This window comes from Methylotuvimicrobium sp. KM2, from assembly GCF_038051925.1.
Taxonomy (GTDB): domain Bacteria; phylum Pseudomonadota; class Gammaproteobacteria; order Methylococcales; family Methylomonadaceae; genus Methylotuvimicrobium.
This window is the reverse complement of record NZ_CP150634.1, coordinates 2,343,618-2,362,527: the sequence shown is the minus strand read 5'-3', so window position 1 is coordinate 2,362,527 and position 18,910 is coordinate 2,343,618. Positions and strand designations below refer to the sequence as shown.

Annotated in this window: 14 protein-coding genes and 1 pseudogene; 7 read left to right on the top strand and 8 right to left on the bottom strand. The window is 51.2% G+C overall.

All coding sequences use genetic code 11. The annotated features are described in order from the left end of the window. Positions 1-40 precede the first annotated feature (40 nt). The 4 genes from WJM45_RS09965 to WJM45_RS09950 form a co-directional block, all read right to left on the bottom strand. Positions 41-1,252 (bottom strand): efflux RND transporter periplasmic adaptor subunit, encoded by a 1,212-nt coding sequence (locus WJM45_RS09965; RefSeq protein WP_341328785.1) that lies wholly within the window; start codon positions 1,250-1,252, stop codon positions 41-43. Next, positions 1,249-2,679 carry a TolC family protein gene (locus WJM45_RS09960; RefSeq protein WP_341328784.1) on the bottom strand — a complete coding sequence of 477 codons (1,431 nt, stop codon included), beginning with the start codon at positions 2,677-2,679 and terminating at the stop codon, positions 1,249-1,251. The genes WJM45_RS09965 and WJM45_RS09960 overlap by 4 nt, the downstream gene beginning before the upstream one ends. Positions 2,680-3,074: 395 nt before the next feature. After that, positions 3,075-3,431, bottom strand: coding sequence for a hypothetical protein (locus tag WJM45_RS09955; RefSeq protein ID WP_341328783.1), 357 nt, complete (start codon positions 3,429-3,431; stop codon positions 3,075-3,077). 391 nt (positions 3,432-3,822) lie between these two features. Continuing rightward, complete coding sequence (locus WJM45_RS09950; RefSeq protein WP_341328782.1) at positions 3,823-4,431, bottom strand: recombinase family protein; 609 nt, start codon at positions 4,429-4,431, stop codon at positions 3,823-3,825. A 164-nt stretch (positions 4,432-4,595) separates the two neighbouring features. Between WJM45_RS09950 and WJM45_RS09945 the strand changes: the two genes are divergently transcribed. From WJM45_RS09945 to WJM45_RS09935, 3 genes and pseudogenes are all read left to right on the top strand, one after another. Then, positions 4,596-5,285: a DUF4158 domain-containing protein gene (locus tag WJM45_RS09945; RefSeq protein WP_341328781.1), complete on the top strand. Its 690-nt coding sequence runs from the start codon at positions 4,596-4,598 to the stop codon at positions 5,283-5,285. After that, a complete protein-coding gene (locus tag WJM45_RS09940; RefSeq protein ID WP_341328780.1) occupies positions 5,261-6,400 on the top strand; it encodes a hypothetical protein in 1,140 nt (379 codons plus the stop codon). The genes WJM45_RS09945 and WJM45_RS09940 overlap by 25 nt, the downstream gene beginning before the upstream one ends. A gap of 120 nt (positions 6,401-6,520) precedes the next feature. Continuing rightward, positions 6,521-7,582 (top strand): annotated as a pseudogene (locus WJM45_RS09935) (transposase). A 430-nt stretch (positions 7,583-8,012) separates the two neighbouring features. Here WJM45_RS09935 and WJM45_RS09930 read toward each other — a convergent pair. After that, a complete protein-coding gene (locus WJM45_RS09930; protein ID WP_341328779.1) occupies positions 8,013-8,627 on the bottom strand; it encodes a TetR/AcrR family transcriptional regulator in 615 nt (204 codons plus the stop codon). 104 nt (positions 8,628-8,731) lie between these two features. Here WJM45_RS09930 and WJM45_RS09925 point away from each other — a divergent pair, with 104 nt between their 5' ends. Genes WJM45_RS09925 through WJM45_RS09915 form a run of 3 tightly spaced genes read left to right on the top strand, consistent with a single transcriptional unit; the run spans position 8,732 to position 14,604 of the window. Beyond that, the gene (locus WJM45_RS09925) at positions 8,732-9,946 is read left to right on the top strand and encodes an efflux RND transporter periplasmic adaptor subunit (protein WP_341328778.1); all 1,215 of its coding nucleotides are present in this window, start codon (positions 8,732-8,734) and stop codon (positions 9,944-9,946) included. Positions 9,947-9,952: 6 nt separating this feature from the next. Beyond that, positions 9,953-13,138 carry a multidrug efflux RND transporter permease subunit gene (locus tag WJM45_RS09920; RefSeq protein WP_341328777.1) on the top strand — a complete coding sequence of 1,062 codons (3,186 nt, stop codon included), beginning with the start codon at positions 9,953-9,955 and terminating at the stop codon, positions 13,136-13,138. Then, on the top strand, positions 13,135-14,604 hold the full coding sequence (locus WJM45_RS09915) for an efflux transporter outer membrane subunit (protein WP_341328776.1): 1,470 nt from the start codon (positions 13,135-13,137) through the stop codon (positions 14,602-14,604). Before WJM45_RS09920 ends, WJM45_RS09915 begins: the two co-directional genes overlap by 4 nt. A 202-nt stretch (positions 14,605-14,806) precedes the next feature. On the opposite strand, the gene WJM45_RS09910 is transcribed toward WJM45_RS09915, so the two are convergent. From WJM45_RS09910 to WJM45_RS09900, 3 genes are all read right to left on the bottom strand, one after another. Next, positions 14,807-15,412 (bottom strand): hypothetical protein, encoded by a 606-nt coding sequence (locus tag WJM45_RS09910; RefSeq protein WP_341328775.1) that lies wholly within the window; start codon positions 15,410-15,412, stop codon positions 14,807-14,809. 280 nt (positions 15,413-15,692) lie between these two features. After that, positions 15,693-15,917 carry a hypothetical protein gene (locus WJM45_RS09905; protein WP_341328774.1) on the bottom strand — a complete coding sequence of 75 codons (225 nt, stop codon included), beginning with the start codon at positions 15,915-15,917 and terminating at the stop codon, positions 15,693-15,695. 111 nt (positions 15,918-16,028) lie between these two features. After that, the gene (locus tag WJM45_RS09900; protein WP_341328773.1) at positions 16,029-16,421 is read right to left on the bottom strand and encodes an MAPEG family protein; all 393 of its coding nucleotides are present in this window, start codon (positions 16,419-16,421) and stop codon (positions 16,029-16,031) included. Positions 16,422-17,581: 1,160 nt separating this feature from the next. Here WJM45_RS09900 and WJM45_RS09895 point away from each other — a divergent pair. Continuing rightward, the gene (locus tag WJM45_RS09895) at positions 17,582-18,895 is read left to right on the top strand and encodes an AAA family ATPase (protein ID WP_341328772.1); all 1,314 of its coding nucleotides are present in this window, start codon (positions 17,582-17,584) and stop codon (positions 18,893-18,895) included. Positions 18,896-18,910: the final 15 nt, after the last annotated feature.

Sequence of the window (18,910 nt, the reverse complement as noted above, 5' to 3'; positions counted from 1 at the left end):
CGTGCCTCAGCGCATCCTACATTTGTTTGTACACTCGAAATCAATGATGATGTCCTTCGCCAAACTCTCCTTTTTGCAACTGTGCTTTCAAGGAAAAGGCATTCTGGCTGACGTAAGTTTGGCCAGGCTTTAAACCTTGGAGAATTTCCACATTTTTAAAATCTCTACGCCCGGTCTGAACCGGCTGGGGTTCAAAATCCCCGTCTTCATGCCGGACAAAAACCACTGTTTTTCCTTCCAGGGTTTGTAAGGCCGATAAAGGGATAACCAGCGCGGCATCGTGCTCTGCTATAACGACATTGCCGCTGACAAACATGCCCGGACGCCAGCGTCCGTCCGCATTTTCCAACACCACGCGGGCTGTTGCGCTCCGGGTTTTTTCATCAAGGGTCGGACTCATCCAGCTTAGGGTGCCGACTGCGGCCGCTTCTGTTTCAGCCCCTCCAAAACGACTGCCGACCCGTACCGGTTGGCCCAAATGAATCAAAGCCAAATCCTTTTGATAGACGGTCAGATTGACCCAAATTTCAGATAAATCGGCAATGGTAAAACTACGGGTATCGGTTGTAATCAATTCACCGTAAACAGCATGTTTGTCGATGATGACGCCGTCCGCGGGCGCGCGTAATTCATAGCGGGTTAGATCTTTATTCACATCCTGTAAAACAGCGCTGATTGACGTTTCAGACAAGCCTAACGCCAGCAGTTGTTGTTTTGCCGCCTTCCGCTTGATCGACATTTCCGCCTGTTCTTGTTTGGCTTTAAGATAATTTCGTTTCGCGGTGATATTTTCTTTATACAGCTTTGTTTCCCGTTGTAGATTGGTGCTTGCCAATCGTAATAAACTGTCAGCGGTAACGTACTGCGCTTTAGCGGCGGCAAGTTCACGGCTTGACAAAATGGCCAAAAGATCGCCGTTTTTTACCTGTTCACCGAGATGTTTATAAACCTGGCGCACCACGCCGGATACCCAGGGAACGACATGATACAAACGCTCCGGCGCGACAATCACTTCGCCGGTCAATTCCAGTGATTTGCTGATTTTTCCGGATTTCGCCTGAGCCAGCTTGATGTCAAATTCTTGCAGTTCTTCCGCCGAAAATTCTAATGCGGTTTCCTCATGGCCTTCATGCTCATGATCGCCAGCAAAAGAAGCCGGTTGAAATGAAAAACATAGCCATAACACCGCTGGTAAGAGAGGGGTTTTCAATTTGACCTGTGTCCGCAGGTTTCGCTTAATCGTTTGTTTCATGGTAATGACTCGCTACTCGTTTCGGTCGATGGATTCAGTGAACCACCGAGTAATCGTTCAATGTCGGCAACATTCAGATGATAATCCGCAAGTGACTGTAAATATTGTATTTTTACGCCAAATAATGTTCGTTGCGCATCCAATACGTCGAGAATACCGAATTCGCCCAGCCGATAGCCACGATCGGCGACCTTAAAAGCCGTTTCCGCGCCGGGTATGACGGTTTCTTGTAATGCGACAATTTCGGCATAAGCGGCATGAAGTTGTTGATAAACGGTATTCAGCTCGGTAGTCATTTGAACTTCAACATGCCGGCGTTCATCTTTTGCTTTATTCAGCTGTCGTTCGGCCGCCATAACATTGCCCTGATTGCGATTAAACAGGGGTAAAGGCATGGAAATTCCGGCATTCAGGTTGTAGTTGTCGCCGTCGAGATACTTATTGGTGCCTAAACTCACGGTAATATTTGGAATCACTTTAGATTCCTCTACACGAACCAAAGCTTGCCGTTGACTGATTTCAGTGGCCCAACGCGCTAAATTCGGATTCAGTTTTATACGTTGCAACAATTGTTGCAGGGACGGGGGTTGTCGAACGGAAGTCAATTCCCCCTGGACGGAATCAAAACGCGCTTCGGTACTGCCCCAACTGGCGGCCAGGCGTTTACGTTTCGCTTGCAGCTCTCTTTGTGCGCGGTTCCATTCAATTTTGGTTGAAGCACGCATGACTTTTGCCTTGGTTTCTTCCAATGGCGTCACGCTACCTGCTTGCACCCTGGCTGTGGCTGATTTAACCACTTGGTCGGCCAGATCGATCAGTTGTTGTGCTAGTTGTAAACGGCGCTGCGCCGCCAAAACCTCGATAAAATCTTTGGTTACCTGAGTCAGAACGGCAATCCGCTGGGTTTCATAATCCCAGTCCGCCAATTCCTTATTCAAGGCCGCCGCTTCAGTCCGGGCAGCCCTTTTACCCCCTAATTCAATAAGCTGACTGAGTTGCAAGGTCACCACATCCGCATCGGCTCCTGAAAAGGTATTGTTGGCAAAATTGGATGCTTGAACACCCAAAACCGGGTTAGGAATCAGGCTGGCCTGCAAGGTTGCCGCTTCTCGTGCGCGAATTTCATTAGAAAAGGCCGCCAATTGTGGGTTGCGAGTGAGCGCCAGCGCCAGTGCTTGCGACAGAACCATAACGCCGACAGGTTCTTGGAGCGTACTTGCATCAGCCGGGAGTCGACTCGGTTCATCGGCTGAATTTCCGCGATTCCGCAATTCAAGCGGATGGTTAGGCCGTCGTTTGACTTCCGCAGCTAATCCAGTGTCCTGGATGGCGGCGGCACGCGTTTGAAAAAGCATTAAACAGCATGCCAAACCGGCCAATATTTGCACGCATTGCTTAAAACAACGATTACTTGTGTGTGGGTCCATTGAACCTCCGAATCTTTAATACATCGATCATCCCAGATAAAAATCTGCGATATGGAAGAGAGGAGGCGTTAGATAGTTTGGATAACTTTGTTGCTTGGCAGAAATTCACCCCATTTTGTCGTTGTCGTGCATAGGGTTATTTTTACTTTATGTATCAATAACCTAAAAAGACACCTATGACAAGGCGGCGTTACTATTCGGGCGCTATCCGCTCGGCAGGATTTGGCAAGGAGACCATCAACCGTGAACGATGCGCTTCGCTTGGGTTCCGCACATCGACCGGAATGAACGCTTTGCTAACACGTTATGACAGGAATAGCTTGATAGCGCTGCATATGAGCAATCGCTACAGCTCGTGTCTCCTGAAAAAGGTTATCCATCAAACGCCAAAGCGCTCAGGCAATGGGAGGACGGAGTTTGGGCGATATCTTTCTGGAATACCAGATTTCGGATTGAAGAGGGAATTGATGTGAGTTTTGTGCAGGAAAGCTTTTTGTTACATAGGAGAGCGCAGCTAGTGCTTGTCCCATGTGTCCGCCATGGTCGTAACTACAAACTCCACAACGCGGATTGTCGTCTGTTGTAGCTGTTTGAATATCAGAGTCAGGGTGAGAGTGCTGCACAGAGAAAACAGGATGAGGTTGATCAGCATCAGCTAGCGACCAATCATGGATATCGGTCACCATCCAGGTGGACATCCAAAAAGTCAAAAATGCTAAAAAATAAATACTCACTCGTTTCATAATCTGCATAATACACAACAATTAGTTAATGAGCAACGATCTTTATTTAGTCAAATCTTCGGATAGTCTGCGTTTTTAAGAGAGATAACCTGGCTCGACCCCTGGAATTATTTTTACTTCGTAAGATTATTCAGTGAAAGCGGTCTGGTAGCAAGCGGGTTAGTCAATATTGCTTTCAACTAATGAGTCATCTTAGAGTCTGATGTATCCCCAGAACATTTTGTTTTATATCGATATTTTCTGGGGATACATCAGTCTTAGAGTACGATTTTTTCCGTTTCGTGAGCAGACCCCATCTAAGCTAAAACAAACTGTCAAAAAACTATCGTGGAAGTCGATTTTGGATCGATAGCTACAATATTTTTCTATAATTCAATGACTGCTTTTGTCAAAAATCAATTTATCCAATGATGGATTGACCTGCCTCTTTTAACGATCCATCGCCGTTGACATACATATAAAGGGTTGTGGTCGTGATCCCAAGTCTTTTGGCCACATCGGACGCATTGGCTTTAGGGTCGGACAACGCCGACATCGCCATCATCAAGGTTGGCCGGTCCATCTTGCGCGGTCGACCGCCTTTGCGTCCCCGTGCCCTGGCCGCAGCAAGTCCGGCACGGGTGCGTTCAGCGATGAGTTCCCGCTCAAATTCGGCAAGCGCGGCAAATATCCCGAAAAACAAGCGTCCATTCGGTGTGGTGGTGTCGATCTGAGCCCCGGCACCGGCCAACACCTTTAGGCCCACATTACGCTTTCTGAGCTCGTCAATGACCGTGACCAAATGTTTTAAATCACGGCCAAGCCGATCCAACTTCCAGATCACTAAGGTATTTCCCGGTTGCAGGGCTTTAAGGCAAGCATTCAGTCCCGGCCTGTCATCTTTACGACCGGAAGCCAGGTCTTCATAAATACGGCTTTCTTCAACACCGGCACCTAATAAGGCATCTCGTTGGGGATTCAATGTTTGGCTGCCATCACTTTTGGAAACCCGAATATAACCCACCAGCATAATGATCAACAAATAGTGCAAGAAAAGATAAAGGCAAAGATACAATATTGCTTTGATTTTCTCAATGGGTTTTCTTGTGGTTTTCCGCCCCAATTATTGTATGATTCTATCTATCAGATAAACGGACGTTTTTCTTGTACTAAATCCATTCCCGGTTTTCAACTTTGCAACCCAGCGATACCGCCTATCCCCGATTCAAAAGCCGACTTGCCCAATCGGAATTGGAGCGTTTCTACACAGTGACGGATGCCGAACGGGCCTATTGCGATACTGCCACTCGCTCAAGCACCACGCGCTTGGGATTTGCTCTGCTTTTAAAAACCTATCAACGACTGGGTTATTTTGTAACCTCCGAGCAAGTGCCGAATGCCATTGCCGAGCATGTCGCCTCTAGCATGGGCGAACCCTATGACCGGGAGAATTTGCGGCAGTACGATGTTTCGCAGGCCAGACGCAAACATTTGTCGGCGGTGCGTGAATTTTTGGCGGTCAAACCCTTCGGCAACGATGGCAAAGAACTGATGCGACAAACTTTTGCCGAAGCGGCACTGACCAAAGAAGACGTTATCGATATTATCAATATCGGCATCGAAACGTTGGTGCGTCATCGTTACGAGTTGCCGGCATTCGACACTTTGCTACGGGAAGCTCGCGTCTCGTGGATTGCAACGAACCAGGCGCTGCACAGGCAAATTCACGATGCACTTGGGGATGATGGCCGGGCTTTTCTCGATAACCTTTTCGTGGTGGGTGATGATCCGCGCCGCGTGAGTCCATGGAACGACATTAAGCAAGATGCGGCCAAGCCTACGATAGACGGCATGCGGGAATGGTCGAACGCTATGACCGGCTGACTGAGCTGACTTGCTACGCAGACCTATTAAAAATCATGCCGGTCATCAAAATCAAACAATGGGCGCTGGAAGGCAATAGTCTCGATGCTGCCAGTATGATGGATATGGTGGCCGCTAAACGCTACGCCGTTGCCTTATCCTTGATTAGGCAACGGCTGGCGATTGTGACCGATGATCTGTGCAATCTCTTTTGCAGGCAGATGAAGCGTGCGTTGCACAGCGCCGAAGAAGCCCTTGAAAAATATCTGACTGACAATCAAGAAAAGACTGATGAAATTTTGCGCCGGTTTGCGATGCTGGAAACGCTCTTGAACTCAACACAATCGGCAGACGAACAATTGAAAGGCGTTCGCCAAGCGGTGACGGCTCGCCCCGATTTGTGCGAATTCTCGCGCTTGCATGCGGAATACGGCGGGAAGAACGAATTCCGTTTTGTCTGGCAGTTCTTCAAGCCACGGCGAGCGGCGATGCTACGGATTTTGAGTAAGTTAAAGCTGGAATCCACCAGTCAGGATGCCAGTTTTGAGCGGTCTCTGGCTTTTATGCTGGAAAACAGCCATCGGCAAAGCGAGTGGCTAACGCTCAGGGACAAAGGCAAGATTGCCTTAACGGCGGACGATCTGGGCTGGATTTCCGAAAAATGGTGGAAGTTGGTGACTGGCGAAATCAAGCGCGATACTGTTCCGACTCGAATCAATCGCCGCCAGTTCGAAGCATGCGTCTGTTCGCAAATGGTTAGGGAACTGAAATCTGGCGACCTTTGCGTGATCGGCAGCGATGCATATTCTGACCACCGGAACGAGCTGGTGCCGATGGCCGAATGCGAACGTACACGCGCGGATTATGGTGAGAAAGTGGGCTTGCCAGTCGAGAGCGCAGCCTTTATCGAGCATGTCCGCACCCTACTGACCGAGGCGGCACAACAGGCTGACAAGACTTATCAGGAAAATGCATATTTCAAGATCATAAATGGCAGGCCAAAGCTGGGCCGGCAACAGAAAAAAGAGATTCCGCCAGGCTTCAAGGAAATGGATGATACGTTAAGGCGAAAACTCGATAGCATGGGCCTTTCGTTGTTAGACGTGCTTACCGATACCATGCAATGGATTGGGTAGGGTAAGCATTTTGGCCCGTTGAGTGGTCACAAAGGCAAATTACGTGAGGAAGACCGGCGCAAGATTCTGACGGTGTTCGCCTATGGCACAGGTTTAGGGCCGACACAAATTGCCTAGAACATTGCCGATGTCAGTGCGCGGCAAGTGTCATTCGTCAATCTACCCCAAGTCACGACGGAAAAGCTGGAGGCCGCCATTTCTACGACCATCAATGCATACAATCAATTTCAACTGCCACGCTATTGGGGCGATACAAAACGCGCGGCGGCAGACGGTACGCAATGGAATCTGTATGAAAATAATCTGCTGTCGGAACGGCATATCCGTTACGGCGGCTATGGCGGCATTGCTTATTACCATGTCAGCGATACCTATATCGCGCTGTTTTCGCATTTCATTCCCTGCGGTGTCTGGGAAGCCGTTTACATCCTGGATGGGCTGACAAAGAACAAGTCGGATATTCAGCCCGATACTTTACATGGCGATACCCAGGCGCAAAGCGCCCCGGTTTATGGCTTGGCATTCTTGCTGGGTATCAAACTGATGCCGCGTATTCGCAACTAGAAAGATCTGAAATGGTTTCGCCCGAGTGCCGACGCAGTGTATAAACACATTGATGATCTGTTTACCAAGGATGCCGTCGATTGGGATTTGATCGCCTGTCATTTGCCGGACATGCTGCAAGTGGCGCAATCGATTCGTGCCGGGGGTATTCAACCATCGACCATCTTACGCAAGCTCGGTACTGCAAGCCGGAAAAACAAACTGTATTTCGCCTTTCGTGAGTTGGGCCGGGTCGTCCGCACCCTATTCCTGCTGGAATATATCAGCGACGATGCGTTACGCCAGGTCATCCAGGCAGCGCAAAACAAGTGCGAAGGGTTCAACAATTTTGCGCAGTGGGCATATTTCGGATCGGACACCATCAATGAAAATGTGCGCGAGGATCAGTTGAAGATAATCAAGTACAATCATCTGATTGCCAATCTGATGATTTTCCACAACTGCCATACGATGACGCAGGCATTCAAAGAACTGGAAGCCGAGGGGATGAAGTTAACGCCGGAATTGGCCGCTGCGTTTAGTCCATTTCGGACGCATCACGCCAATCGTTTTGGCACATACGAACTTCGGGATCGGGATTTGGAGCCAATTGATTACGGCGTGACGTTCCAGATGTAACCAAGCCAAGGATGTTACTCATTTACGAGGGAATACTTACGGTCCCCTAGTTTGAGGGACTTCACCAGGTCGGTGAAAGTGTTGTAGACCGTTCCTGCTTTGCCTTGGCTCAGCACGAACGGTCTACAACACATGCCAAATGCTCTTTTCAGGATTAAGTATAGTGTTCCCACACATTAAAACTCGGTTTTTTTAACCCTCTAGCGTTAGGTGATTCACGTAGGGTACGCTGTGCGTACCATGGTAACCCCGCGATGTTGATGTGCCAACCGAACCGCCAGGGCACGGCTTTGGTACGCGCAGCGTACCCTACAATTTTTGTATAACGATGAGAGATCCAGCGTGGGAAAGAGCGAATCCCCCTTTTCCAAAGGTGGAGGAAGGTTTAGCTTAATGGCAGTGACGCAGCCTCCTGAAAACGAGTAAAAACTCATTTCTTCAAACAACCGTGTAAAAATAGATCGACGGCCTGCCTAACCCAAAGGTCTATTTCGGTCTCTTCCGGCGTTGATGCCAATCCAAGCTGCAACTTCTGAAAATGTTCGTTTCGCAGACAACTCAAAAAATAATCGGCTAACACCCTCGGCGACACATCCGAAAAATGCCCTTCTTGCTGTTTTTTGACGAAATAATCGACCAGCGCATCCCGTGCGCGTTGCGGGCCTTGCTCGTAAAACTGCGCTGCCAATTCCGGAAAACGCAACGACTCGCCGATCAAAATCGTCCTGATACGCACCGCATCGGACCGGGTAATTAGGTGAACATAGTGTTTCGCGAAGACAGTCAACGCTTCTTCCGGCTCGAGATTTTCGGGCAGTCTGTCGACGAACTGGTCGCTGCAACGCTTTATCACGGCGCCGAATAACCCCGCCTTATTACCGAACTGACTGTAAATCGTCCGCATCGATACGTGAGCATCCTTCGCGATCGTTTCCATATTCAGATCGCCGTAACCGTGTTCCAGAAACAGTTGCAACGCGCTGTCCAACAAGCGCTCGCGGCTTTGACACTCTTGCCCTTTCGGCGGACGTCCACATTTAACCATGCTGTCTTACTCATAAAATACATTGACAAGAACGACGATCATACCTAAATTAAACGGTAATTTGTATTACCTTTTAATCCGCAGCGATCGAGGTCGCCTTACCGATGAATCCAAAAACCGAATCAGCCCTTACGATATATCGCCCCTCCATCAACGAAGTTTCGCTTACAAGCGGTGGAAACATTCCGTCTTTGTCGCCAAGTCTGCTGGCGTTTTGGGTCATCACGGCTATTGCGATCGCGCTGACCGGTTGCGGCGACAAGGCCGAAATTCAAGCTCCGCCGGCGGCCAAGGTCAAAATCGCGCACCCGTTGTTCCGTGATGTCACCGAATGGGACGAATTCACGGGCCGCATTGAAGCGATCGAAGCAGTCGAAGTTCGGGCGCGGGTCGGCGGTCATTTGGAGAAGGTCAATTTCTTCGCCGGCGAAAAAGTCAAAAAAGGCGATTTATTGTTCACGATCGACCCGAAGCCCTATCAGGCTCAATTGAATCTGGCTCAGGCCGAATTGGAAAGAGCCAAATCCAAACGAGAACTCGCACAGAACGACCTCGAGCGCGCGGAAAATTTATTAAAAGCCAAAGCGATATCCATCGAGGAATACGACGGGCGCAGCAAGGGCCTTCGCGAAGCGTCCGCTGCGGTGCAAGCCGCTGAAGCGAACGTTTACCGAGCCAAACTCGATCTCGAATACACGCGTATTCATGCGCCGATCGACGGACGCGTCGGGCGCGAATTGATCACGACCGGAAATCTCGTCAACGGCGGCGGCGCCGCGACGCTGCTGACCCACATCGTCTCGATCGATCCGGTCTATGTCTACATCGACGCCGACGAGCGTTCGGTATTGAAATACAAACGTCAACTCAGCGGCCGCGAGAATCTTCAAGGCATGCCGATGCAACTGAGCTTGACCGACGAAAGCGATTTTCCGCATCGCGGCACGCTCGACTATATCGCGCCGAGCGCCGATACCGATACCGGCACCGTGACTTTGCGAGGCGTTTTCGAAAATACCCATAATCTGTTGAGTCCGGGCTTTTTCGCCCGCGTGCGCATACAAGGCGGTGCCCCCTATCCGGCGCTATTGCTGCCGGATCGCGCTATCGGTACCGATCAGGCACAACGCTTCGTCTGGGTATTGAATCAAGACGATCAGGCCGAATACCGTAAGGTGATTCCGGGCGCGCGCATAGACGGCTTGCGCGTCATTTCCGAGGGCTTGACGGCCGAAGACAAAGTCGTGATCGAAGGTCTGCAAAAAGTCAGACCCGGCGCCAAAGTCGCGCCCGAGCCCATCACGTTTGGCGGAGAATAAAAAATCATGCACCGATTTACACACTTTTTCATCGATCGTCCGATCTTCGCGTCGGTCTTGTCGATCCTGATCGTCATGGTCGGCGGGCTCGCGCTGATCGCATTGCCGATCGCCCAGTATCCTGAAATCGCGCCGCCGACCGTGATGGTCAGCACCGTTTATCCCGGCGCGAATGCCGCGGTCGTCGCCGAAACGGTCGCAACGCCGATCGAACAGGAGGTCAACGGCGTCGAAGACATGCTGTATTTGTCGTCGCAATCGACCAACAGCGGCAATATGGCGCTGACGATTACGTTCAAACCCGGCACCGACCTCGACAAGGCACAGGTCCAGGTGCAAAACCGAGTCGCGCTGGCCGAACCGAAACTGCCCGAGGAGGTCCGGCGTCAAGGCATCAGCGTCAAGAAACGCAGCCCGGACCTCAGCCTGGTCGTCAACCTGATTTCGCCGGATCAACGCTATGACAGCGTCTACCTGAGCAATTACGCATTATTGCAAATCAAGGACACGCTCGCGCGGCTGCCCGGCGTCGGCGAAATACTCGTGTTCGGCGCGCGCGATTACAGCATGCGCCTATGGCTGGACCCGGAAAAAATCGCTGCGCGCAACATGACTGCAAGCGATGTCGTCAATGCCGTGCGCGAACAAAACACACAAGTCGCGGCCGGCGTGGTCGGCCAACAACCGTCTCCGGAAGCGACCGACTATCAATACACGGTCAGCACCTTGGGCCGGTTGACCGACCCGGAACAATTCGCCGACATCGTCATCAAGCAAGGTTCCGACGGAAAAATCACGCGTCTCAAGGACGTCGCGCGTATCGAATTGGGCGCGAAGGATTACAACTCCAGTTTGTATTTGGACGGCGAACAAACGGTCGGCCTAGCCGTTTTCCAATTACCCGGCTCGAATGCCTTGGACACCAAGAAAGCCATCGAAGCCGAGATGGAAAAATTGAAGACGCACTTTCCGGAGGGCCTCGACTACACGCTCGTCTACGACACGGTCGTGTTCATTCAGCAATCGATCGATGCGGTCGTCATGACTTTATTCGAAGCGCTGCTGCTGGTCGTCGTCGTGGTTATCGTCTTCCTGCAGAACTGGCGCGCCGCGATCATTCCGCTGCTCGCGGTGCCGGTGTCGTTGATCGGCACTTTCGCCGTGATGGCCGCCATGGGCTTGTCGTTGAATACCTTGTCGCTGTTCGGATTGGTGCTCGCTATCGGCATCGTCGTCGACGACGCGATCGTCGTCGTCGAAAACGTCGAACGTCATATCGCCGAGGGCATGAGCGCCCGAGACGCGACGCGCAAGGCGATGGAGGAAGTTCTCGGGCCGATCATTGCGACGACGCTGGTGTTGGTCGCGGTGTTCATACCGACCGCCTTCATCACCGGTGTGTCCGGCGCGTTCTATAAACAGTTCGCTTTGACGATCGCGGTTTCGACGCTGATCTCGACATTGAACTCGCTGACCTTGAGCCCGGCGATGTGCGCATTGTTGCTGGACCGCGCGCACGGCGACAAGGATGCCTTCACGCGCTTGCTCGACCGGGTGTTCGGCTGGTTTTTCGTCGGCTTCAACCGCTTTTTCGATCGCTTCGGAGAAGGCTATGCGCGCCTGGTCGGCCGCTTGATCCGGATGACCGCCTTGGTATTGACGCTCTATGTCGGACTGAACGGACTGAACTGGCTGGCCTTCGAAAAAGTGCCGACCGGTTTCATTCCGCAACAAGACCAGGGCTATCTGATTCTGTACACGCAATTGCCCGATGCCGCATCATTGAGCCGCACGCAGGACGTGGTCAAGGAAGCCACTCGCATCATTCTCGATACCGAAGGCGTCGCGCATGTGATTGCTTATTCCGGCTGGTCGGTTCTGACCGGCGCCAATCAGTCCAATGTCGCGACGATGTTTACCCCGCTGGACAGCTTCACGGACCGCGCCGGCAAACCCGAACTGCATGCCAACGAGATCATCAAAAAACTGCAGCAACGTCTTGCGCAAATACCCGATGCGCATATCGCGGTATTCGCGCCGCCGCCGGTGCGTGGCATGGGCTCAGTCGGCGGTTTCAAACTGCAGATTCAGGACCGTACCAGCGCCGGCATCGATGCCTTGCAAGACGTCGCCAATGAGATGATCGCCGAAGGAAACCAACAATCCGGACTTGCCGGATTATTCACGACCTTCCGGGCCGGCGTGCCGCAATTATTTCTCGACGTCGACCGGACCCGCGCGAAAGCGATGGATGTGCCGTTGAAGGAAGTCTTCGAAACGCTGCAAATCTATTTGGGCTCGATGTACGTCAACGACTTCAACAGCTTCGGGCGGACCTACCAAGTCGTCGCGCAAGCCGACGCCGAATACCGAATGCATCCGGAAGATATTGCCGAATTGAAAACCCGGAACGCGGCCGGCGGCATCGTGCCGCTCGGCTCGCTCGTAGACATCAAGGAAATCACCGGGCCGGACAAGATCACGCGCTACAACATGTATCCGGCCGCCGAAATCAACGGCGGCACCTTGCCCGGAATCAGTTCCGGCCAAGCCATCGATATCATGAGCCGCTTGCTCGACCGACAACTGCCGCCCGGCTTCGGCTACGAATGGACCGAACTGAGCCTGCAGCAAGTCTTGGCCGGCAACGTCGCGTTCCTGGTGTTTCCGCTCAGCGTCGTCTTCGTATTTCTGGTGCTCGCCGCACAATACGAAAGCTGGTCATTGCCGCTCGCGATCATCTTGATCGTGCCGATGTGTATCTTGTCGTCGATGACCGGCATCTGGCTCAGCGGCATGGACAACAACATCTTTACCCAAGTCGGCTTCATCGTGCTGGTCGCGTTGGCCAGCAAAAACGCGATCCTGATCGTCGAATTCGCGAAACAGCGCCAGGAAAGCGGACTCGACCGCTTCGCAGCCGTCATGGATGCTTCGCGCGTCCGGCTACGCCCGATTCTGATGACATCGTTCGCATTCATCATGGGCGTGCTGCCGCTGGTGCTGGCGCAAGGCGCCGGCGCCGAATCCCGACGCTTGCTGGGCACCGCGGTATTCAGCGGCATGATCGGCGTCACGCTGTTCGGCCTGTTGTTGACGCCGGTGTTCTATGTCAGCGTGCAGGGACTGGTCCAACGTCTGTTTTCTTCGCGGAAACCAAATCCGCAACACTCTACATCGGATTCTGAATGATGAAACAAGTCATTTTTACGAATAGCGGCCGGGCGCGGTCTAATCTCGGATTGGGTCTGACTTCGTTATGCCTGACATTGCTCAGCGCCTGCGCAGTCGGTCCCGATTATCGACTGCCCTTTATCGAAACGCCGCAAGAATTCGGCCAGGCCGTCCATCCTGAATTTTCTAAGGAAGGCATCGAGCTTAACTGGTGGACCTTGTTCGAGGATAGCCAGTTGAATGACTTGGTCGAACAAGCCGTCGAGCACAATTACGACCTGAAAACGGCCTATGCCAATCTCGAGGAAGCGCGCGCACTGTATTTGGAATCCGGTCTGGATCTTTTGCCGGCGATCACATCAAAAGCGAGCTATACCGACCAGAAACGCAGTTTCGGCGCGATGAATAACCGCACCTTCGCGCCGCGCGAATTAAAACTGTATAACATCGGTTTCGATGCCTTTTGGGAGCTGGATTTGTTCGGCCGCGTTCGCCGCAGCGTCGAAGCCAGCGACGACGAAGTCGACGCACAAGAAGCGAGCCTGCGCGATTTGAGCGTCAGCCTTATCGCCGAAGTCGCGCGTAATTATTTCGAGTTACGGGGCTTGCAAAATCAATTGGCCGTCGCACAAAAAAACGCCGAGAATCAGGCCGAAACAGCCGAAATCACGCAGTCCAGGCTCGTCAACGGTCGAGGCACCGAACTCGACACATCGAGAGCGCTTGCCCAACTCGAAGCCACAAAAGCCGGTATTCCGCCCCTAAAAAGTGCGATCCAAAAAACGATACACCGCTTGAGCGTATTGACCGGGCAATTTCCCGGCGCACTGACCGAACGATTGTCGCGCCCTGCCCCGTTGCCGAAATTACCCGAAACGATACAGATCGGCTCACCGGCAGAACTGCTGCGCCGCCGCCCCGATATCCGCATCGCCGAACGCACATTGGCCTCATCGACTGCACGCATCGGCGTCGCGACGGCCGATCTTTTTCCGCGCGTCACCTTCGTCGGTTCGATCGCACTCGAAGCCAGTTCCTTATCGGGACTCGCTACGGGCGGTTCGGACGCTTTTTCGGCGGGTCCGAGAATTACTTGGGCGGCGCTGGATCTCGGCCGCGTGCTGGCACGTATTGATGCCGCCGATGCGCATGCCGAAGCCGATTTGGCGCAATACGAACAAACCGTTTTGAATGCCTTGGAAGAAACCGAAAACGCGCTGATCCAATACAATCAGGAACGCGCCAGGCGCAAACTGCTGGCTGCGGCGGCCGAGGCGAGTCAAAGAGCCCAAGAACTCGCTCACTTGCGCTTCAATGCCGGACTCAGCGATTTTCTGACGGTATTGGATATCGAATCGAGACTGCTGCAGGATCAAAGCAGTCTAGCCCAAAGCGAAACAGCGACCGCAACCGCGCTCGCGGCGTTATACAAAGCCTTAGGCGGCGGTTGGGAAACGACTGTAGAGACTAACGATGACGATTGATTTAAAATAATCTTTACGAAGTTCATTAGACTTCGCTCATTCCCAAGCGCGTAGCCCGTATGCAGCGTAAGCGGAATACGGGGATTGCGTGGCCTCGAACGCCCCGGATTGCGCTTGCGCTCCATCCGGGCTACGCGGTTAAACTTTCATTTGCCGGGGCGATGGTTGGCCTTCATGGACGTTACGGATTTCTCGCTCATCATTAGTGTCCTTGAGTGACGTCAACAATAGCTAGTCTGCGGTACATCATCAAAGCCATGATGAATACGCATGTTAGCCCCAAAACGGCAGGGAATAGTACGGTTGCCACTGAATAGTGTTCAAGCGCCATAACAACAAACAGATTGCGGATGGCGAACAAAGCGTAAAAGTTTAACGGCTCGGATTTCGGCTGGTGATAGGCCTTGCGAATCGTAGGGCCGAACCCCAGCACATCCACTGTTGTGAGAATGAAAACCGCCCAGAGCGGATCCGAGGTGAAGTACCACAGCGGTAAAGAAGATAACGCCGTTATTAGGAATAACCAATCCGTTTTTGTGATCGTCACATCCCCACGCTTTGCGAAAGCCAGGATGGCAATGAAGATCGTAAGAACCCCCGATACCCCGACTGGCCATGCTCCTGCGCCGCCCTTGTTATGAAGTTGCGCCAGAAAAACCACAAAGGTGGTTGTACCCCAAATCACCCAAGAAAAGACATGCGGTTTGGTCGCACCTTTCAAAATGGAGTATATGTAAGGAGCCGTCGCCAGAAAAGTCAATACGATGGCAACAATGCTCAATAACTCTTTGTATGGTATGGCTTCCATTGTTCCAATTGCCTAACGCCTTGCTAAAACGAGCGCGCTGTTTGCGCGTAATTGGTTACGTGTTTGTTTATCGAATCCGAACATGTTTAGATACTCTAATCTCCAGTAGGCTAATAAGGATAGGATTCATGCGTTGCATAGATCCAGTCATGCAGATAGCTCGTTAGCAAGCGCATGAAGCAGTTTCGCCCCGTCTCCACGCCATGCGCTAATGCTGGGAGACGGCGAGCCATTCGTTGAGCGATCCGCATTCGTCAGCTTCGACATGGGAAAACGCAATCTAGCGAAGGCTCTCGACCGGTAAAACGGTACCAACCGCTTTACGCACCAATGGAAACAATTTTCGCGGGCCGGTGTGGAAGAGCAATGGTTCATCGTCCATGATGAGGTATTGATTGAATGAGTACCCACCCGCACCTTCGATCACAATCGGCGTGTTGATGCGATAGATCCCGTCGGCAATTTCGTGCACGTTGGTACCGGATTGCTTGTTCGTAATGGTCATCAGATTCTCCCGGCCACAAATTCAGTCACTGTGACGCTAATCCCCAAAGCTTGATAAATAACAAAACTTCAAAAACCGCCATGAGGCGGCACGTCCCCTTTGAGCGCCATGTTAGAGCATCCGTAAGCCGCTGAACACAACGTAAGCGAGGTTGGCTACTGCCAAACCGATTAATGTAAAAATGGTAACTTGCATTCCCAGTATGCGATAACGAAGGCTTTCGGTCAGCAAGCCCCTTGCATGCAAGATGCGACTCACGAGCACGGCAATACTGCCGGAATGCACGAGGACTGCATGAGCCCCGCTTAATTCAAGCAGAACGAGCAAGATGAGAGAATTGGGGATATATTCTGTTGCATTTCCTTGAGCTCGGATCGCAGCCTGGAGTTCAGGTTCGCCTCCAAAGCCGAGACGCACTTTCTTTTCCCGGCGCAACTTTATGACCCGAAGCGACAACCAGACAATTAATAGGGCCAACATCGCAGCATACAAAGAACTTATCATATTTCCTCCCAGTGATGCTTTAATGATTAAACTCAGGCGGCCGCTGCCGCATAGCGACGACAGGAGCGATGCAGCGGGTCATCTGAAGTACCGTGCTAGCTTTCATGCTTTTCATATCCATTTTCGCCTGGCCTCCACTCGAACTGAAAACAGGCATCTTCTATTGTCTTTCCTGATTAGTAAGTTTCTTCAGCTAAAGCCCAAAGATCAGCATAACCCCTAAAAAGACGGGGTTCGTAAGCCATGCGCGTCAAGCTAAAAACGGCCACCCACATCACGCTCTTTCCCAAGCTCCAGCTTGGGAAAAACACCCCGGAAGCTCCCCCTTCGGCTGCGCTCAGGGCAAGAGCTTCCTGAGACCGACACAACCTCCGCTTACTCTCAATCAACCCCGCGACTCGCTCGTTCAATTTTTCTTGATTGTCGGGAAGCTAGAGCTTCCTGAACAGGTTACCCAAGCTGGAGCTTGGGTAACAGCATATTTTAGTTTTTGCGACTACGACTGGCCCCTGCTTGGACACTTGGTTTCGGCAAGCTGAAGCATCTTGCTAATCAGGTTGTCTCTTTTGCGCTGCCTCTAGGTGCCAAGTATAGGTTCATTACTGCCAGCGAATACGCCAAAAATTGAGGCCACCGTCAGCGCGGACAATAGTATCCGAAGCGCTTGTCTGCTATTCATCCAGTTCCCTTGCATCGTTGCTAAACATAAAGAAAAGCTAACCGGGCGCGGCACGTAAAACTGAAAAATAAAACCGTATTATAAACGCGCTCCGGTTAATCGTTTTGCTAGAATTAATTTTACTCTGCCCCCAGTTATTGCAGGGTGTTTCGCTCCATTGCTTTTCTCTGTTTGCACATTAGGCGCTGTGCCAATTTGTGCGTGTAAAAACTCCAACAACCATTGGTGGCCGCAGTAACCACCTTAATAGCGCAAGGTCATTTTCAGCTGCTGCCTTGCATCAGGCAAGCGTAAAAATTTGCAGCTAACGGCGAGGGAGAGCCTCGCCTTCAAGGCTGATTGACGAAATTTCTATGTATTCAGAGCTGAAATCACATTTTTACGCGCATATAAATGATAAAATCCACACTTTTACGCGCATAAAAGTGTAAAGTGAGCTATAGTATTGGCCAGTTAACAACTTTACTGGCAGGAAAAGACGATGCAGCGCACCTTACTCAACGCTTTAATGGCATGGAAAACGCAACCCATGCGCAAGCCCTTATTGATCGATGGTGCTAGGCAAACGGGTAAAACTTATCTGCTGCAAGAGTTGTTTGGCAACACCTTTGCCAATATCCTTCGTATCGACTTTCTGGAAAATCATGCTTACAAAGAAGCATTCGATGGCTCACTGTCACCTGACGAATTGTTGATGAACATTGAGCTGCTGACCAACCAAGTGTTTAACCCAGAAACTGATCTGCTGATCTTGGATGAGATTGGCGAATGTGAACGCGCCGTTACTTCATTAAAGTATTTTGCCGAAAAAGCACCGTCCTATTTTGTGGCGGCCAGTGGCTCGAACATTGGTTTGCTGAACACTTTTCCTGTTGGCAAGGTGGAACAATACAATTTACGGCCATTGACTTTCCAAGAATTTATTTATGCATCAAAGGAACAGGCTCTGATCAAAGCCTTTGATAGCCAAGCAAGCTCCCCAGCAGTACACAGCAAATTAATGGATAAGCTGACGGACTACTTTTTTACCGGTGGCATGCCTGAGGCGGTTGCTGCTTGGTATCAATATAAAGAGTCGAGCATTTTAGAGCGCGTTGAAAAGGTCTCTAAAATTCATGCTGATTTAGTCGAAGGTTATCGTCGCGATTTTGGTAAATACGCAGGAAAGGTCGATGCAACGCTGATTGAATCCGTATTCAATAGCATTCCTTCACAACTATCGCTGGTTTCCGATGAATCCGTTAAGCGTTTTAAATTTAAACATGTGCATGAGCGTAAATCTCGTTACAGCGATTTTGAAACCGCTATCCACTGGTTAACGTGTTGCCGCTTGGCATTAGCGAATTATCCCATTGAAGGGCGGCCGAAATCGCCTCTCGCGGCCTTTAAAAAAGAGAATATGGTCAAGCTGTTTTTGTTTGATGTGGGCCTGCTCAATCATATGCTAGGTAGCAGTTATAAGGAAATCAAACAGCAAAACTACGAGTACAAGGGATATGTGGCAGAAAACTTTGTTCAGCAAGAACTCACCGCCATTGGCGTTGACCCAAATTACTCTTGGAATGACGCCCGCGCTGAAATTGAATTTATCCTAGCAACGGATGAAGGTGATATCGTCCCAGTCGAGGTCAAAAGCGGCAAACGCACACGGGCAAAATCGCTGGCATCCTACATTGATAAGTGCGCACCGAGCAAAACCTTCAAGTTAACCGGCACACAAGGCTCTTCTGCACTAGAGCAAACCAATATCGTCATGCCCTTGTACTTTACTCAATATTTGCCGTTGAGAGGGTAAAGGGTAGTAAAAGCG

What these genes read in the sequence shown, in the direction of transcription:
- WJM45_RS09965 (WP_341328785.1), bottom strand. Translation starts at nt 1,252, where the DNA reads ATGAAACAAACGATTAAGCGAAACCTGCGGACACAGGTCAAATTGAAA.
- WJM45_RS09960 (WP_341328784.1), bottom strand. Translation starts at nt 2,679, where the DNA reads ATGGACCCACACACAAGTAATCGTTGTTTTAAGCAATGCGTGCAAATA.
- WJM45_RS09955 (WP_341328783.1), bottom strand. Translation starts at nt 3,431, where the DNA reads ATGCAGATTATGAAACGAGTGAGTATTTATTTTTTAGCATTTTTGACT.
- WJM45_RS09950 (WP_341328782.1), bottom strand. Translation starts at nt 4,431, where the DNA reads ATGCTGGTGGGTTATATTCGGGTTTCCAAAAGTGATGGCAGCCAAACA.
- WJM45_RS09940 (WP_341328780.1), top strand. Translation starts at nt 5,261, where the DNA reads ATGGTCGAACGCTATGACCGGCTGACTGAGCTGACTTGCTACGCAGAC.
- WJM45_RS09930 (WP_341328779.1), bottom strand. Translation starts at nt 8,627, where the DNA reads ATGGTTAAATGTGGACGTCCGCCGAAAGGGCAAGAGTGTCAAAGCCGC.
- WJM45_RS09925 (WP_341328778.1), top strand. Translation starts at nt 8,732, where the DNA reads ATGAATCCAAAAACCGAATCAGCCCTTACGATATATCGCCCCTCCATC.
- WJM45_RS09920 (WP_341328777.1), top strand. Translation starts at nt 9,953, where the DNA reads ATGCACCGATTTACACACTTTTTCATCGATCGTCCGATCTTCGCGTCG.
- WJM45_RS09915 (WP_341328776.1), top strand. Translation starts at nt 13,135, where the DNA reads ATGATGAAACAAGTCATTTTTACGAATAGCGGCCGGGCGCGGTCTAAT.
- WJM45_RS09910 (WP_341328775.1), bottom strand. Translation starts at nt 15,412, where the DNA reads ATGGAAGCCATACCATACAAAGAGTTATTGAGCATTGTTGCCATCGTA.
- WJM45_RS09905 (WP_341328774.1), bottom strand. Translation starts at nt 15,917, where the DNA reads ATGACCATTACGAACAAGCAATCCGGTACCAACGTGCACGAAATTGCC.
- WJM45_RS09900 (WP_341328773.1), bottom strand. Translation starts at nt 16,421, where the DNA reads ATGATAAGTTCTTTGTATGCTGCGATGTTGGCCCTATTAATTGTCTGG.
- WJM45_RS09895 (WP_341328772.1), top strand. Translation starts at nt 17,582, where the DNA reads ATGCAGCGCACCTTACTCAACGCTTTAATGGCATGGAAAACGCAACCC.